Raw genomic sequence first — 16,526 nt, 5'->3', positions numbered from 1 at the left:
TGTATTTCTCTACAGCTTCCATTTTCTTGTCATAACTGATTCGTCTTCTTCCCATAAAAAAGCTCCCCTTTGAGTAGTCCTGAATTTTGTTATTTCAGGTGTCTACTCAAAGGGGAGCATATCATAGTAGACCGTCCGTCCCATTTGTTCTATTGGGAAGTCTCGGTAACTATGTGTGGGAAGATGAGAACGAGGATGGACGCCAAAATGAGCCAGAGGAAAAGGGAGTCAACGATATCTCTGTGGAATTGTACAAGGAACATTTCTCTGGCACCTATGTGAAAATTGCGCATACGATGACAGGGGAAAAAGAAGGTCAAGCAGGCTATTATTTGTTCGATAATCTTCAGCCAGGAAAATATCAGGTTTGCTTTATAGCACCGGAAGGCTATGAAATAACAGCTGCATGGCAGGGCGGCGATGTCACGATCGATTCCGATGCGAATATGGCAGAGGAACTAGCGAGTGGCCATGCGGGCAAAGGCTGTAGTGGAATCATTGTCTTGGGAACTGGCGAGCATAATCTGACGATTGATGCAGGTATGGTTGTAAGCCAATCAGTAGAACCAACTGAGCCAGATACACCAACGAATCCTGAGGAGCCAGAGGCACCAGCGAATCCTGAGGAGCCGGAGACATCAGGGAAGCCGACAGCGCCCGAGCACCCGGATGACATGACCGTACCGCCTCACCCTGATGGCGGGGATGAAAATGTGGTTGCGGGACATACAGGTGAGCAATCAGCAGGCGATACCGCCATTCAAGCGGGTGGGGATGCACAAGACGAGCTGCCCGAAGCAGGAGAATCTGCACCGGTTACGCCGTGGATTGGTGCGTTGCTATGTGCGCTAGGGATATTTATCTGGAGAATGAGAAGCAGCCAACCATCTGCACAATAGTTGAATGCGTAAGAATGAGAAAACACAAGCCCCGGAGCAGCGTTCCTTCGGGGCTTGTGTTTTTTTCTGTAACAAGCATCTTTGCCTATACAGGAATAGAGAAAGATACCGTCGTGCCTTCGCCTGATTGACTCGTGATAAGGAGACCTTGCCCGTAGATTTGCTTTAGCCTGCGGTTCGTATTGTACAAGCCAATTCCGGCTCGATTGTCTGTAGGGGGCTGAATACATTCCTTTACCATTGCTGCATCCATACCGAAGCCATCATCCTTGATTTCAATACGGACATGATCCACTTCATGAACAATGCGAATGGTAACTGTCCCACCGCTTGCACGATTGACCACTCCATGCTTGACCGCATTCTCCACTAACGGTTGAATCGTCAGGGGAGGAATCGTCACATGCAGATTTCGCTCGCCCTCCCATATAATGGACAGTCTGTCCTCAAACCGTTCCTTTTCGATATACAAATAGGCTTGCACCAGTTCAAGCTCCTGGGACAACAGTACCAGCTTTCTTGAATTTACGAATTGGTAGCTGATACGCAAATAAGCTGTGAATGCTTCGCCGAGCTTATGCATTCGTTCAATGTCCAGCGTGCTTAAGGCCAAGATCGAATTCAAGGCGTTGAATAAGAAGTGCGGCTCGATTTGGGCTTGTAAGGATGCGGCCTCTATTCGCAAGCTTTCGTCTACCGATTGCTTCAGCATGGTTAGCGACCAAATCCGATATTGCAGCTCCAACGCGTCCACGGGCTTTGTCACATAATCATTGGCTCCGCAGGAGAAGCCGGTAAAGGTGTCGGTGAGCTGACTGCGGGCTGTCAAGAGCAGAATAGGCAGTTCGGATAGAGAGAACCGCTCTCTCACTCGCTTGGTCAACTCATAGCCGGATATACCCGGCATCATAACATCGGTAATAATCAAGTCCCATCTCTCCTCATCCAACATCGCCAGCGCTTCCGACGCGGAGGTTGCGGTTCGGAGATGATACGCATCATCTGAAAGAATGGTGGTCAGGACATTCAAGTTGACGGGATCGTCATCGACGGCCAGGATATTAGTTTGACCGTTCATATTCATCGACAGTTTTGGACGAAACGAGGACACATATTCACTGCTCTCAGCGTAAGGTGGATCATCCGTGGATTCAACCGATGCGGCATGCTCTGGCCTCTCCCATGGATATGTGGCCATCCTGTTCGTAAGCAGTGGAACGACGGTCTCCTGAGAATGAGCAGCATCAGCTAGCGGTAACTGCAGGGTGAACGTAGAGCCTTTTCCTGGAACGGAGGTCGCGGTTAATTCACCGCCGTGCAGCTCAACAAGCTGCTTGCAAATACTAAGGCCGAGTCCAACCCCGCTGCCGCTGTCAAACTGAGCGCTTCCTTGCTCATAGGGGTTAAAGATACGGCTTAACGTCAGCTTGTCCATACCCATACCGGTGTCGATGATATGGACGGCCAGGTGTTTCATTCGTCTCTCCGCGATTATGCGGATTGTGCCCCGCTCTGTGAACTTGATAGCATTATGCAGTAAATTGTACACGATTTGAATGACTCTTTTTTCATCTGCCCATACCGCAGGCGCATCCTTGGAGATATTCATCTCTAGGCGAACTGAACGGCCTCTGACCAGAAAATCGAGCATCTCGATAACTCCCGGTACAACAGATTGCATCAGCAGCGGGGCTCTATTCAACTTGATATGCCCGTCCTTGAGTCGAGCAGCGTCCAACAAATCATCCAGCATGTGCGACATGCGGCTGCTCAATTTAATGAGAAGCTCTAGGTCTCTAACTTCGATTCCATTGCTTCTTCCCCCATCTTGGCGGGCGAGGGAACGGGCAATGTTCATAATGCCGTGCAGAGGTGTTCGAAGCTCGTGGGATGTATTGGCGAGAAACTGATCCTTTCTCTTATCGGAATCCCTTAGACGTTCATTCAGCTCATCTCTTTCTCTCGCATTTCGAAAGAAAATTTTGAAACAATATGCCGAAAAGCCAACAACGGAAGCCAGGATATCAACAGGGTAAAAGCGGGTGTCAAACGGATTTCCCAGAAACAGGATCCCTCCGAGTGCACTGCTTAAAATAGCGGTGCCTGCAAAAAGGATATAAAAAGCGTCCTTTTGCTTTCTTCTCACCATGCCAAAGATCAAGACAAAGCTCCAGGCCACTGGCAGCAAATAGAATAAAAGAAATAGAACCGTACTGTAAGTGTGATAATTAAAATAGGCAGGTGTACAGACAATAAAGACAGAGTAACAGCCAAGCAGAGCCGTAAAGATGCTAAATCCTTTGTTGTTACCGGATTGTGCAGACAGCGTTCTTATCAGTTGCATAGCGGAAAAAGACAGCCACATATATGTAAGGAGCCTGATTTTCAGATCCCATTTATATGCAAGTGACAGCCATAGTAAGAGTAAGTGATCATGATCGGAAATGACAAAAATCGCTGCAAATAGAAACATGAAAAATAAAGGGATGATCGTTTTTTGTTTGCCACTAAATACAAATAATAAGACAGCGTAAAGCGCATGCAGCACTAAGACAATAAACACAACAAACTGAATGCCGATGTTATACATATACTCCGTGTCGACAGCTGCCTGGGAGCCAAAGTGGACAGGACCGACAATCCCGCCCTCCCAAGGATTTTCGTAGTTCGCCACTTGAATAAGCAATACGATCTCCTCAGCACCATTGGCGTCATAATTTGCCGTGTAGGATTTGGCTTTCGGGCGATAACGATTCTTATCCTCTGCAGGGAGACCAAATGGCAATTCTTGTTGATCGTTCAGGAATACCATGGAGGCGAAGTTAATCCGATGTATCCAAAGTGCATAAGGCTGATCTAGAGACGGATCGACAAGAATACGCAGTCGATAAGTGCCATAACCGTACGCAGGTTGTTCCACCCTGTTCGAAGGATTCCCCCAATTGCCGGGAACTTGAACATATTTTGTGTCGGCAGAGAGTTGTCCGGAAGAACCGGAAGCATCAAAATGATCCGGAGTAAGCAGGGCTTGAGGGAAGAACTCCCATTCACCATGTAGTGTAATCGATCTGGAATCCTCGAAGTTCCAACCCCGAAAGTCCACAACTCCTTGTACAGCCTGCGGATGATCGGGAGTGGCGTTGAACTCGTTCCATGCCCATCGAATCAGCAGGAGAATGGACAAGAAGAGAAGAAAAATCAGCAAGTGCTGGATGAAGCTTTTAGCTGTATATGTATGGGGATAGGCAGATCTGGATTTTAGTTTGGTCGAAGTTTTCATCATGATACAATAGATTCGATAACAAGCCAGAAAAATCCTTTGAATTTCTGGGTGATAGAACCAGTCAAATCCCAGTTCTTACCGTAAAAATGCTGTTTTCAAATGATACAAGGTCAGGTGCATGATGAGCGAAAAGATCATTGAAATGATAAACGAATGGAATCCGATCGACATCTATCCTTTGCTGGAAGAAGAGTACGAAGATGAAGTAAATCAAATCAAAGAGGCCTGTGGTCATTCGCAAACCAGTGAACAACTGGGAGAAATGATTCATCACATCTTTACCCAGTCTTTTGGACAAGAATTTACGAAATCACGCGAAGAATGCAATCGAATGGCAAGAAAAATAAAAACATGACCTGTTATATTTGGGACTGCCCCTATTTGAGAGACAGGAACAGAACACCTTTCAAGTCTATACAGCCAGTTGCCTGGAATCAACGGGCGAATGGTTAATCTACGCGAAAAAGTTTCCATCCATTTTCAGATTGAACAAAAATGAAATTCACTGAATTGGAATGGTTAGATTCTGTATAATGAACGTTCGTCACTATTGACGGTAATCTGGATTCAGACACCACTCCATGTTCACCTAGGAAATCATCAGGCAATTTTCTGGAAGTATCTATTTCTACGGCATCAATTGAAGTAATATCCTGCATATCAAACATCCATAGCAATCCTATGGAATTTTCCGGCTCCAAATAAAAAATATCTGCTGCTTGTTTTGGATCGGCTTGTCTCAAAGCTTTGAAGTAAATCAGTAATTTATTTATAAGACCTGGATCCAAACCCGGATCAAATATAATCCGACTTATATCTAAGTTAACAGTCTGTTCCGACGATCCTTTTTCTGTGATAGGCTTCATTGTTTCCAGCTGAATAGTTCCCTTTTTCTTTTCTTCAGTAGCAATGTTTGAGTCATTGGAGCAAGCAGTTAAAGCAAGAACCAAAAGGAAACATGTCACCATTCTCATTATTTTATTCCCCCTTTAGTTATATTGACGATATCAATAGATAAAAAACTTCAACAATGCTGATTTTTCAATCTGTTCTCCTTTATCCTTATGGCACATTTGTGCTCGGTTTTGTATGTATCATTTGCGGGATGTCTCTAGAATGGGCCAAGAAATCCTCTGCGTGAATCTATAGGAGGTCTTAAGTCCATTCCGCTAGCGGCGAGCGATTAAATCCGTTTCAGATGCAAATATGTATGTTAAGGTGGCGTATGAATATGCAGAAAATGGTGATTCGTATATTGGTCATGGGTATTGTATTCCTGATCATCGCTGGAATCATTCACTTTGTAGGGACTCAATGAGATAAAAAATTAATAAATTCCAATGTCATACATACTGATACAAGCTTTTGAATGATAGAAAGAGCCTCGTTCCGAGACGTTCTTTAATTCAATCCTTCGAAGCTTTTGTATGTCTCATTTCAAAACAATAGAGTCTCCCCGACCATGAGAGGTACGGGGAGACTCTATGTTTATCCATATATGAGGCTCACAGAAGGGTTTCAATCAGCCAATCATAAGATGACAGTATTCTGATACCGTTTCCTGTCTGCTGTTCATTTCATCCTGCTTACACGCTTGTTACTTTTCTCTGCTTGCTTTCCATCCAAGTTCGCACAGGCAGCTGCGAAAATAAGTAAAGAAGGCAAGATCGGCTACCAGGAAGGAATGTTATCCCTGCTTATTCAAGACTTGTCTGGCAGGTAGTACGGTAACACGAACATGTTTATGATCCTTTTTTCTGGAACAGCCCTATTATTGCCCCTGCGCAGGCTGGAAGCAGCCACCCCAAACCAACCGGATAGAGAGGCAAGTATTGCTGAAACCAGTCGTTGACTTGTTCCATATGAAGAGGAGTATCCTTCAGACCGTCCACGATACTGACAAGAAACGTAAACAGCAGACTCATCATGTAGACGGCACGCTTTCCTTGAAATAATTGATGAAGGAAGGTTAATAAGATTAACACGATCGCTAACGGATACAGGATTGACAAAACAGGCACGGAAAACTGAATTAACTGTTCCAGGCCAATATTAGCCAATATGGCGCTAATCACACATAACACCATGCAAATGCTTCTGTATGACATACCCGGAATTATCTGTTGAAAATAGCCACTGCAAGACGTAGTCAGACCGATGCTTGTTGTGAGACAGGCAAGCAGTACAATCACACCGAGTGCAAATCCTCCAAATGTACCAAAATAATGACCAGTGACAGAGGTGAGGACCTCGCCGCCATTCGCCAAAATGCCAAAGGTGGATACACTGCTGGCCCCCATATAGGTTAACGAAGTATAAATGAGCGCAAGCATGGTTGCTGCAATGAGCGTGGCTTGCAAGCACACGGATAAAATGCGTTTGCGATCTTGAATCCCTTTTGCTCGAATCGCGTTGATGACGATGATCCCGAAAACCAGTGCAGCTAACGCATCCATCGTCAAATAGCCATCCTGAAATCCTTTAAAGAAGGGCTCGGAGGCATAACTGGAATCGGGTTCCTGAGGTTTACCGACCGGTACCGTAAAGGATGCGATAGCTAAAATGCTGATGGAAACGAGCAAAATCGGAGTCAGAATCTTTCCTACGATTTCAACCATTCTTACCGGATTTACAGAAAAGAGAAAGGTCACCCCAAAAAATAAAACGGTGAAGATGGCCATGGCGATTGAATCATAAGCTGAACCCACATAGGGTTTAATCCCGATTTCATATGAAATGCTGCCCGTTCTGGGCATCGCAAACAACGGTCCGATCGTTAAGTAAAGCAATGTCGTGTAGACATAAGCAAACAAGGGATGTACACGTTGCGTTAAGGCAAGGAGATTTTTCACGCCGGAAAACCCAATCGCCATCGTCCCGATCAACGGAAGGCCAACGCCTGTAATCAGGAATCCCAGATTGGCTTGCCCATACTCATTTCCGGCCATCTGACCCATCATCGCAGGAAAGATCAGATTTCCCGCACCGAAGAATAAAGCGAATAACATCAATCCAATGGTCAAAGTGTGACTAAAAACAGTGCGTTCCATAAGAAGTCTCTCCAAAATGAGGATTTGTAATAGTTATTAAGAGCTGAATGGCTGAGCTAGCATGCATGCCCCGATATGTAAGGAATAGAGCACGTTACATACATTACAACATTGAATAAGAAAATGCCATAATAATTATGGCATTTTTGGTGGCTGATGTATGTATGATCCAGAGAAGTTTTATCATGCATTCAAGGGGCGTGGCCTTGAGTTTATATCTTGCGCTAAAACTAAATTAAGCAGTTCCTACACAAAGATGAAAAGACAACTATCCCACTACGTTCAGATAAAACGCCGACACACTCGATGAAACGAGCTTTTATATTACATTTATATCCCACTACGTTCAGATAAAACTCTATTACGCAAAGCCATTTTTGAGGGAAAACGACTTCTTTATATCTCACTACGTTCAGATAAAACATGTTGAACACGGTGCAAACTTCGAATATTTTCTGTCCTTTATACACACTACGTTCAGATAATACAAAGAGAGTTTGTAGGAATGAGATTACCCAAATGGTCTTTATATCCCACTACGTTCAGATAAAACGAGGTGCGAGATAGACGACTGGTGATCGTGACATGCTACTTTATATCCCACTACGTTCAGATAAAACGTGTAATTGGGCTATCAATCTTTTCCCAGAATGTCCTTTATATCCCACTACGTTTAGATAAAACGCGAACCACAATCAATAGCAAGGTCGTACATGTTACTTTATATCCCACTACGTTCAGATAAAACCTTTAAATACTGTGTAACTAGACAACCCCTCCGCTAGGTCTTTATATCCCACTACGTTCAGATAAAACAGACTCTTCTGCACGTTGCATAGCTGTTTTTGACTGCTTTATATCCCACTACGTTCAGATAAAACGGAACCGTTGAAACGGTAGAATCATCCGAAATGGAGCCCTTTATATCCCACTACGTTCAGATAAAACGAAGACTGAATAGGCCAACCAATTTGTCGCTCAAATGACTTTATATCCCACTACGTTCAGATAAAACGCCAACAAAGCCAAACGTACCAGATATGATCATGCCTACTTTATATCCCACTACGTTCAGATAAAACTTTTTCTCTCCCTTTTTTGAGCGCTTCAAGTTGCGCCTTTATATCCCACTACGTTCAGATAAAACGTTATTATCTACCTGGCACTTAGCTTCTTTGATTCTATCTTTATATCGCACTACGTTCAGATAAAACGCACACGTCCGAATGACTCATTGACTCGTGCTGAATTTGCTTTATATCCCACTACGTTCAGATAAAACCAGCCAGATCCTTGAAAAGCCGACTCCGCAACCCGACTTTATATCCCACTACGTTCAGATAAAACGGACAGACGCTCGATCTGTCCCGAACCTTGGTTTCGAGCTTTATATCCCACTACGTTCAGATAAAACTCATCCGCCTCTTATACAAAAATATTCACCCTGCCTCTCTTTATATCCCACTACGTTCAGATAAAACCAATTGGACGGACAGACGCAATGTACGTCTGTGTATCTTTATATCCCACTACGTTCAGATAAAACTATGTCAAAAAAGCGTGATCAAAATGGTTGAGATTGCTTTATATCCCACTACGTTCAGATAAAACCCAATTTCAAGTCAGACGGGAGCTATCCTTCAATATATCTTTATATCCCACTACGTTCAGATAAAACTGGCCCCGATCCTTTCGAGTGGTACAAGAACAAATATGCTTTATATCCCACTACGTTCAGATAAAACTAACTCCACCATCTCCCAAAGGTATAGACTCTATATCAACTTTATATCCCACTACGTTCAGATAAAACTAACAGTGGAGACTGTAACAGTGGACACTTTAACAGCTTTATATCCCACTACGTTCAGATAAAACTCTAACACTCCTGATATAGCGAATCAAAGATAACACCTTTATATCCCATTACGTTCAGATAAAACTTTGACATGGAAAGCAAATATTGAACCGGATTTAGCCTTTATATCCCATTACGTTCAGATAAAACCACCATAAAGCGCATTAGCTGATAAATCATGAAGCTCTTTATATCCCATTACGTTCAGATAAAACACACGGTCGCATTCCAGCAGATCATGAGCATGCTGGCTTTATATCCCATTACGTTCAGATAAAACGGACAAGAACACTAGGGAATGATCCATTCCATGATGACTTTATATCCCATTACGTTCAGATAAAACCCCCCTATATTTCAACATCTTGAGATCCCTTATAGGATAAGGGATTTCAGTATCGGCATCACAGTAATCATTAGCCATTTTGCAGTGGATCGGGAGTCGTGTTTTTTGAAATCAAGAAGAATTGCTCAGATCCCTTGCTGTATAAGGGCTCAAAGAGATTTATTGAAAAGTAGATCCACTGCAATTCCACAGGGGAATATACCTAGATTTTACACTCTTCACTTTGAAACAACAAGACAACAGATAGAAATCTTTGACGATGTCCCAGTCTATTGTATGCACTGTTGCGATTGTTCAAAATCATCTTGATTTGTGGTATTCTACATGTATCTTCTGAACTTTGAGGGATATAAAGTTTCTATTTAGATGATTCCGTTAATCTTATCTGAACATGTGGGAGCTATGGTCAAATTAAACAAGACTTCTTGGGTCTTGTTTTTTTCATTTTTCATATATCTATTCTTTACTGATAATGAACAAGATATAAATCTACTCAATATTCCATCTTTATTACAAATTATGTTGAAATTTGGTTTTGATTGTACTATATTGGAGGAAGGAAGTTTCATTTATTTTGGAGCGAGGAAGCTTTTAATTAACATTCTAAATAGAAATGGAGGTGAAAAGATGAGATTTAAAGTTACCTACGAAGCAGAGTGGATTCCTGTGCATTATCGAATGAAAATCTACAGTCTCCTGAAAGAGGCGATAAAAAAAGCGGACATTTCATTCTATCAACAATTATTTGAGCAGCAAAGACAAGAAATCAAACCTTTCTCGACCGCTGTATATTTGAGGGACTTTCGAATAGAGGGTCAGCGCATTTATCTAAAGGATTTCTCGATTACCGTTAGTTCCACTATGGAGTTTGCCATCCATGCCTTTAATGGATTTCGAGAAATGGAGGAATATATGATCGGTGGCGTGAAGTGGAAGCAATCCTCTATCCAGTTATTACGTGAAGCTGAAATTGCATCCCATTCCGTCATACTCAAGACCTTATCCCCGATATTGGTGGAAGATCAAAATGGAAAACCATTGTCACCAACGGATGAGGGCTATGAGAAGGAACTGAATTATTTCGCAAACCTTCAAATACGACAAGCTGCTGGAAGAGAACTGTATCGTCCGATTCGATTCACCCCTATTAATATGCAGAAAATGGTGGTTAAAGAAAGCAATCGTATTTATCAGGAGACGCACCCCGATCAATCTTTGTATTACACGGCATATAAAGGCTTAATAAAGTTGGAGGGTCATTGGGAGGATTTGCAGATTTTATATCAACTGGGAATTGGCAAAAGAACCGCTTTCTTTGGGTTGACAGACTACATAAGAGAGGAGGGATGAGTGTGCCAATTGAGGTTCACGCAGACGAATGGTTTATGACGGCTGGGCTTATCGGATTTGTGCGGTTGCTTGGACAAGATCAAGTGACGATGACTAAGCATGGAATTGAATTAAATTCGAAGGACATACAAAACCTCTCAACCAGATATATACATAAGCTTATTGAAGAGTTCAGTGTAGTAAGGCGAGATGTAAAGCGAATGAATTGGTATTTGGAGCAAATGAAGAAGAAGCCGGAAAATACCAAAGCTTATGTTGCCGAAATACGGAAGCAGATCAGTGAGCAATTTAAAAAAGTAGACAAGTATTTCTCAGATTCTGAGGAGTGCGGATTGATGAGTCAGATTCTTGATCAACTGAAGGAAGTTGGTTCTTCTGAAGATCAAGAAAAAGTAAGGCGAGCGGTACAGGATTATGAGCAGTTAGCTTCCACTCCCATGATCAACGAGAAATTAACCCTCAATTATGCGAAAGCGATCATTCTTAACCCCTTCTATGGACAAACCAGCATCCTACAGCCCGTATTCAACTCGAAGAGTATAGAGGAGCATATCCAACAAATCGAAAAAGATTTTGTCCGTCCTGCTTATTTGGAGTTATTGCTATATGAACGTATAAACACCTCTCCTGATCAACACCCTATCATTCAGTTCTTAACAGACCATCAAGAGGAATATAAGCCATTCAAGGATTGGCTGAAGAAATTAAAAAAATGTACGAGCATCGATGAGATTCGCCTGTATTTTCAAGAAGAATTGCTACCTTGCAGTTTTTTGGATGAATTAACGGCTACGCAATCATACGAGGAAATGGTATTTTCTCCGCTGGCTTTGTCGAAAAGCAAAGCGGTAAATTTTCATTGGGAATTCGATCATAAGCTTCCTGTGCCGATGAGTGCTGTTGCTAGATTGATCATGTTCCTTGTTCCTTTCGGAGTCACCTTTTATACAAGAAAAAGAGGAACCCCAACGTCCAGTGAAAACATTCGATTTGCAGGGATTGTGATTTCTCAGCAATCATTCAAGTCCATTTTGAAAGAGAACAATTACTATAAACATTTACGGGGTCAAGATCTTTCATTTGGTGAGGCTATCGTTGGACTGTTTCAGGAGTCTAAGGATAAAGCTGAAAGAATCCAACATGCTTATCAATTTGTTGAAGTGTATTCCGACTATCAGATGAAAAAAACACTCCTTGATTATTACCACATGCCACCTTATCTCGTCCATTATTTTTCAAAATACGGAAACGCACTTACATTATTGTTGCATTATGATTTTCGCGACAGCTTTATCAGATCGATATTGCAAGGCGTAGATCCCAAGCAAACATTGTTCCAGTATTTACGAGAAGCTGTGAAAAATGAATTTCATGGAGCGGGAGCGTATCATGCTTCAAGAGAGAGAAGAAGAATCATAGATGCCAGAGAGGATGTGAACCAAATGGGAAGCTACGATAAACAAATCGGATTTATTTATTATTGTGGTGTAGAGCTGCGAGAGAGCATGGTGAAGAAACGTCCAGGATTGGAAGAGGAAGGGCCGTATCGGGCAAGTGGCCGGAAGAAGTTGGAGGGCATCGCATATCGTCTAATCAATGCCGTAAAAGCAGGTAATAAAAAGGAATTCATGGATACGATTTTTCGTTTGTATATGAGTGCCAATCAAGAAGTGCCACGAATCTTTATTGATATTTTTAAAGAAGAAGGACTTGATTTCGAGACGATTGCGTCCAGTTTTATCGCAGGCATGCTGGGAAATGAGAAAAGCAAAAAAGAGGAGGAAGCAGCACATGGGTAAAGCATTGACATACACCGCTGTATTTAGAGCCAATTCATTGAATTATGGGGAAGGCATTGCGAATATCTCTGAATTGAAGAAAATTCATCGTGGGAACGGAGATATCTTGACCTTTGCTTCCAGACAAAGCATCCGCTATGACATTGTCAGACTCGGCAATGAGTGGTTTGACTGGAATTTGGACACGATCGACAAGGCGAAGGGAACCTTGCAATTTAGAGAGGATGTCTCGATCAAGGATTCTGTTGAGATGGATTTGTTCGGGTATCTGAAGACCGGTAAGAAATCACTTAAACGCCCGGCTGTAGCCAGACTGTCTCATGCCGTTTCCCTGGAACCGTATCGCAGTGACATGGAGTTTTTGAATAATATGGGACTCGCAGAAAGAATAGGGGAAACACCGAATTTGGCCAATATTGAGCAGCATGAAAGCTTATATGCGTATACATTGACACTAGACATAGACAAAGTGGGGCGTGACGGAGAGGTTGTACTCTCTGACGAGGATCGGGTAGAGCGCATTCATCAGCTGCTCGATGTACTGAAGCTGCTCAATCGAAATATTCGAGGACGGCAAGAAAGTCTGGCTCCTCTATTTGTTATTGGCGGAGTCTATCCGGTTGCCAATCCATTCTTCCTCGGGAGAGTTGCACTGGAAAACAATACGAAGCAGTGGCATATCAATGTTGCAGGCTTAAAGGATGTGCTGGACACTACGTTTGGCGGTCAAGCGATCGGTAAGGATACGTATATTGGGCATGTTTCAGGACTATTTGGCAATGATGATGAATTTGCCTCACTTGTCGGAGAACGGGCAGGATCTGTAGAAGCATTCTTTAGCCAACTGAAGGAACAAGTCTCAGCAGATATCGGAGTAAAGGCATGATGAAGGCGCTGAGACTGAAGCTTTATCAGCAAACTGCGTGCTATAAAAAACCATTCGCATTTAAAGTCTCAGAAACGTATCCACTGCCACCTCATTCCACCGTCAAAGGCATGCTGCATGCTGTCCTTGAAGCTAAGACCCTTATTCCGATGGAGATCAGCATACAAGGTCAATATGATACGATGTCTACGGATTATCAGACCCATTATTTTTTCAAGAAGAGCAAAACCAATGAATTTGCATTGACTGCGGATGGACTCGGCGTATCCAGAGAATATAACGATATTACCACCATGCCGATCTACATGCATATGTTGTACAATGTGGAATTGCTCATTCATGTTCACGCAGATGAACAGGTGTTACAGCAGCTAAAGCACGCCATTCTTACTCAATCTGCTCATCTCAGTCTTGGACGCTGGGAGGATCTGGTTCGAGTTGACGAATGTGAGATCGTGAATCTGACTGTATGCAACGAGGAGCCGGAGCTGAAATACGCAGCTTACGTTCCTAAAGCCAATACAAGAAGGGTAAGCCATTTCCCTTACAAATTGAATTGGACCTATCGCATCGTGAATGGTGTTCGAGTATGGGACAAGCTCCATGTCGGATACATGCAGGCAGGTCAGTTCATTCGTTCATTTGAGGGATTATATATCGATGCTTGGCGGAATGAGCAGCCCGATACGGTATTTTTCCCATCAACATAGAGACAAAGGGAGGCTGAATCATACGGCTTCCCTTTCTTTCTCTTTATTCATATTTCCTTAGATTATTTATGTGTAGAGGTGATCGGATTGATTTATTATGCAAAATCACAACCTGTGGAAACGATAAAAGAGCATACAGAAGAGTTGCTAAACAGATTTCGAGCATTTAAGGTTGCTTACCAGCAGAAGTTGACCTTGTTGCCAGAAAGAGATTGGCAGCTGCTAGAAATCTGTGTGAGATATCATGATGCTGGCAAGGCAGATTTGGCTTTTCAAAGGAAGATTCGAAAATCGATTGACAAGGAATGGCTTGATGAGGTGGCGGAACTGAATAATGTGACCGAAGTGGTGGATTATCAGATTCCTCATAACATGCTGTCTGTAATGATGCTTCCCATTGATGCATTGAAATTGGATGAAGACGAGGAATTGCTTGTTTCACAGGTCATTGCCTTTCATCATGAGAGAGAATATCCGGTACACGAGAAGAAAAGAGAAATCCAGGAGCAATACCAAACAAATATCCTACCCTACATAGAAACCATGGAAAAAGAACTTGGCATTTCGATTGATCCTCAGGCAAGAGCATCCAAGATGGAATTGCTTCATCCTAAAGAGAGAATTACGACGGATGTAGAAGAGCACCTGTATACCAGATATGTGTTGTTGAAGGGGCTGTTGCATCGATTGGATCATGCAGCGAGTGCTCACGTTCCTATCGAATTGGCTACGGAGTTGAATATCGCAAACCATGTACAAGCCTTTATAGGGAATAAGCTGAGGCAGCCTTTACGAGCGCTTCAATCCTTTGCCCTGCAACACCAGGATCATCATCTTGTCGTCGTGGCTCAGACAGGAATGGGTAAGACGGAAGCAGGGCTGCTCTGGATGGGTGACCAAAAAGGGATATTTACGCTTCCGCTCAGAGTAAGTATCAATGCTATGTACAAGAGGATTACAGACAAGGATCAATTAAATATTTCCAAGTACACAAATGAGTATGGGGAGGAAGCGGTCGGGCTGCTCCACTCCACGAGCCTGGATTATTTATATGATCAAGTCGAAGCGAATGACGCTCTGCTCGAAAAGGTACACAGCCAATCCAGAGAGTTTGCCAATAAATTGATCATCTCTACCATTGACCAAGTGTTGAAATTTCCGTTTTATTATCTTGGTTTTGAAAAGGAATTTGCCACGATGGCAACCTGCAAGATCATCATTGATGAGCTTCAAGCGTACGATCCCAAAATTGCCGCGTTGCTCATCCGAGCGATGACGTTAGTGGATCAGATTGGAGGAAGCTTCATGATCATGACGGCAACCCTCCCTTCCTTTTACTATAAGGCCCTGGAACGAGAAATGAAATCTGCCCGTCTTCCATTCAAATATGCCGAATTCATCGATGATAAGATCGTTCGCCATCATATTCTTATTAGGGAGGAATCGATACGAGATCCAAACATTACGAATGAAATCTTGCAAGCCAGTCACAGTCAAAAGGTTCTGGTGATTTGCAATACGGTGAAACAAGCACAGCTCATATTCCGCGATTTAGAAGATCATGCCCCTTCCATCTCCTTGCTGCATGCCAGATTTATGCGAAAAGACCGGAGTAGACTGGAGACGGAAATGATCGATTTCGCAGAGGGAAAGCAAGCAGGCATTTGGGTTACCACGCAGCTTGTTGAAGCAAGTCTGGATATTGATTTTGATGTGCTGTTTACGGAAATGTCCTCATTAGACAGTCAATTTCAACGGTACGGGCGCTGTAATCGGAAAGGTAACAAACCAGTAGATAATGTGAACATATATATTTGCACTAGTGAAGTTAGTGGTGTTGGCTACGTCTATCATCAGGAAATCTATGATGATAGTATGCACATCATCACAGCTCATGGGGATGGAATACTGCTGGAGTCCGTTAAACAGGACATGATCAAGAAATTATACGATGAACAGCGACTTGCAGGAAGCGCGTTTAAGCGCGAATTTGATTGTACCCTGGAGCAACTTAAGGATCGCCCCCATTACAGGATCGATAAGGCGGGCGCACAGGAGCTACTTAGACAGATCAATCAGATACAGGTCATCCCGCGCAGTATGATCGAGGATGAAGAATATCAGGTCAGACTGCAACAGTGGAAACTGGCTGTCACGAAGCAAGAACGCAGAAAAGGAAGAAGGGAAATCGAAGCCTACAGTGTCCCCGTGAATGAGTGGAGAGCGAAACAAGTTGGATATGATGAAGTGGAAGGAATAAAAGGACTCTATTATATTCACTGTAAATATTCAAGCCAGACAGGATTGCTAGCGGATGAACTCAATCTTTTCGATTAGGGGGAGTA

At 43.0% G+C, this 16,526-nt stretch carries 10 protein-coding genes and 1 CRISPR repeat array; of the genes, 7 read left to right on the top strand and 3 right to left on the bottom strand.

Going from position 1 to position 16,526, the window contains the following annotated elements:
* The first annotated feature begins 98 nt into the window (after positions 1 to 98).
* On the top strand, positions 99 to 899 hold the full coding sequence (locus tag ACFSUC_RS02960; protein WP_379927973.1) for an SdrD B-like domain-containing protein: 801 nt from the start codon (positions 99 to 101) through the stop codon (positions 897 to 899).
* An 85-nt stretch (positions 900 to 984) separates the two neighbouring features.
* Here the strand turns inward: ACFSUC_RS02960 and ACFSUC_RS02955 are convergent, their stop codons facing one another.
* Positions 985 to 4,182 carry an ATP-binding protein gene (locus ACFSUC_RS02955; RefSeq protein WP_379927957.1) on the bottom strand — a complete coding sequence of 1,066 codons (3,198 nt, stop codon included), beginning with the start codon at positions 4,180 to 4,182 and terminating at the stop codon, positions 985 to 987.
* Positions 4,183 to 4,300: 118 nt separating this feature from the next.
* Between ACFSUC_RS02955 and ACFSUC_RS02950 the strand changes: the two genes are divergently transcribed.
* A complete protein-coding gene (locus ACFSUC_RS02950) occupies positions 4,301 to 4,537 on the top strand; it encodes a DUF1871 family protein (RefSeq protein ID WP_379927956.1) in 237 nt (78 codons plus the stop codon).
* Between the two features lie 94 nt (positions 4,538 to 4,631).
* Here the strand turns inward: ACFSUC_RS02950 and ACFSUC_RS02945 are convergent, their stop codons facing one another.
* Positions 4,632 to 5,156: a hypothetical protein gene (locus ACFSUC_RS02945; protein WP_379927955.1), complete on the bottom strand. Its 525-nt coding sequence runs from the start codon at positions 5,154 to 5,156 to the stop codon at positions 4,632 to 4,634.
* Positions 5,157 to 5,924: 768 nt separating this feature from the next.
* Positions 5,925 to 7,232 carry a branched-chain amino acid transport system II carrier protein gene (brnQ, locus tag ACFSUC_RS02940; RefSeq protein ID WP_379927954.1) on the bottom strand — a complete coding sequence of 436 codons (1,308 nt, stop codon included), beginning with the start codon at positions 7,230 to 7,232 and terminating at the stop codon, positions 5,925 to 5,927.
* 523 nt (positions 7,233 to 7,755) lie between these two features.
* Positions 7,756 to 9,436: a CRISPR direct-repeat array (repeat unit 29 nt; unit sequence CTTTATATCCCACTACGTTCAGATAAAAC).
* A gap of 366 nt (positions 9,437 to 9,802) precedes the next feature.
* Here brnQ and cas6 point away from each other — a divergent pair.
* The 5 genes from cas6 to cas3 all read left to right on the top strand — a co-directional run bounded on the left by cas6 (position 9,803) and on the right by cas3 (position 16,518).
* Positions 9,803 to 10,786, top strand: a complete 984-nt coding sequence (cas6, locus tag ACFSUC_RS02935) for a CRISPR-associated endoribonuclease Cas6 (RefSeq protein ID WP_379927953.1) — start codon at positions 9,803 to 9,805, stop codon at positions 10,784 to 10,786.
* Positions 10,787 to 10,788: 2 nt separating this feature from the next.
* A complete protein-coding gene (locus ACFSUC_RS02930) occupies positions 10,789 to 12,585 on the top strand; it encodes a hypothetical protein (RefSeq protein ID WP_379927952.1) in 1,797 nt (598 codons plus the stop codon).
* On the top strand, positions 12,578 to 13,471 hold the full coding sequence (gene cas7i / locus ACFSUC_RS02925) for a type I-B CRISPR-associated protein Cas7/Cst2/DevR (RefSeq protein WP_379927951.1): 894 nt from the start codon (positions 12,578 to 12,580) through the stop codon (positions 13,469 to 13,471). Before ACFSUC_RS02930 ends, cas7i begins: the two co-directional genes overlap by 8 nt.
* On the top strand, positions 13,468 to 14,181 hold the full coding sequence (gene cas5b / locus ACFSUC_RS02920) for a type I-B CRISPR-associated protein Cas5b (RefSeq protein ID WP_379927949.1): 714 nt from the start codon (positions 13,468 to 13,470) through the stop codon (positions 14,179 to 14,181). The genes cas7i and cas5b overlap by 4 nt, the downstream gene beginning before the upstream one ends.
* A gap of 78 nt (positions 14,182 to 14,259) precedes the next feature.
* Positions 14,260 to 16,518, top strand: coding sequence for a CRISPR-associated helicase Cas3' (gene cas3, locus ACFSUC_RS02915; protein WP_379927948.1), 2,259 nt, complete (start codon positions 14,260 to 14,262; stop codon positions 16,516 to 16,518).
* The last annotated feature ends 8 nt before the right edge of the window (positions 16,519 to 16,526 follow it).

It is taken from the genome of Marinicrinis sediminis, assembly GCF_042685085.1.
GTDB classification, from domain to species: domain Bacteria; phylum Bacillota; class Bacilli; order Paenibacillales; family KCTC-33676; genus Marinicrinis; species Marinicrinis sediminis.
Note: the sequence above shows the minus strand (reverse complement) of the source record. Positions and strands in the feature narration are given on the sequence as shown.

Coding starts and splice junctions, on each gene's coding strand:
- ACFSUC_RS02955 (WP_379927957.1), bottom strand. CDS start 4,182: ATGATGAAAACTTCGACCAAACTAAAATCCAGATCTGCCTATCCCCAT.
- ACFSUC_RS02950 (WP_379927956.1), top strand. CDS start 4,301: ATGATGAGCGAAAAGATCATTGAAATGATAAACGAATGGAATCCGATC.
- ACFSUC_RS02945 (WP_379927955.1), bottom strand. CDS start 5,156: ATGAGAATGGTGACATGTTTCCTTTTGGTTCTTGCTTTAACTGCTTGC.
- brnQ (WP_379927954.1), bottom strand. CDS start 7,232: ATGGAACGCACTGTTTTTAGTCACACTTTGACCATTGGATTGATGTTA.
- cas6 (WP_379927953.1), top strand. CDS start 9,803: ATGATTCCGTTAATCTTATCTGAACATGTGGGAGCTATGGTCAAATTA.
- cas7i (WP_379927951.1), top strand. CDS start 12,578: ATGGGTAAAGCATTGACATACACCGCTGTATTTAGAGCCAATTCATTG.
- cas5b (WP_379927949.1), top strand. CDS start 13,468: ATGATGAAGGCGCTGAGACTGAAGCTTTATCAGCAAACTGCGTGCTAT.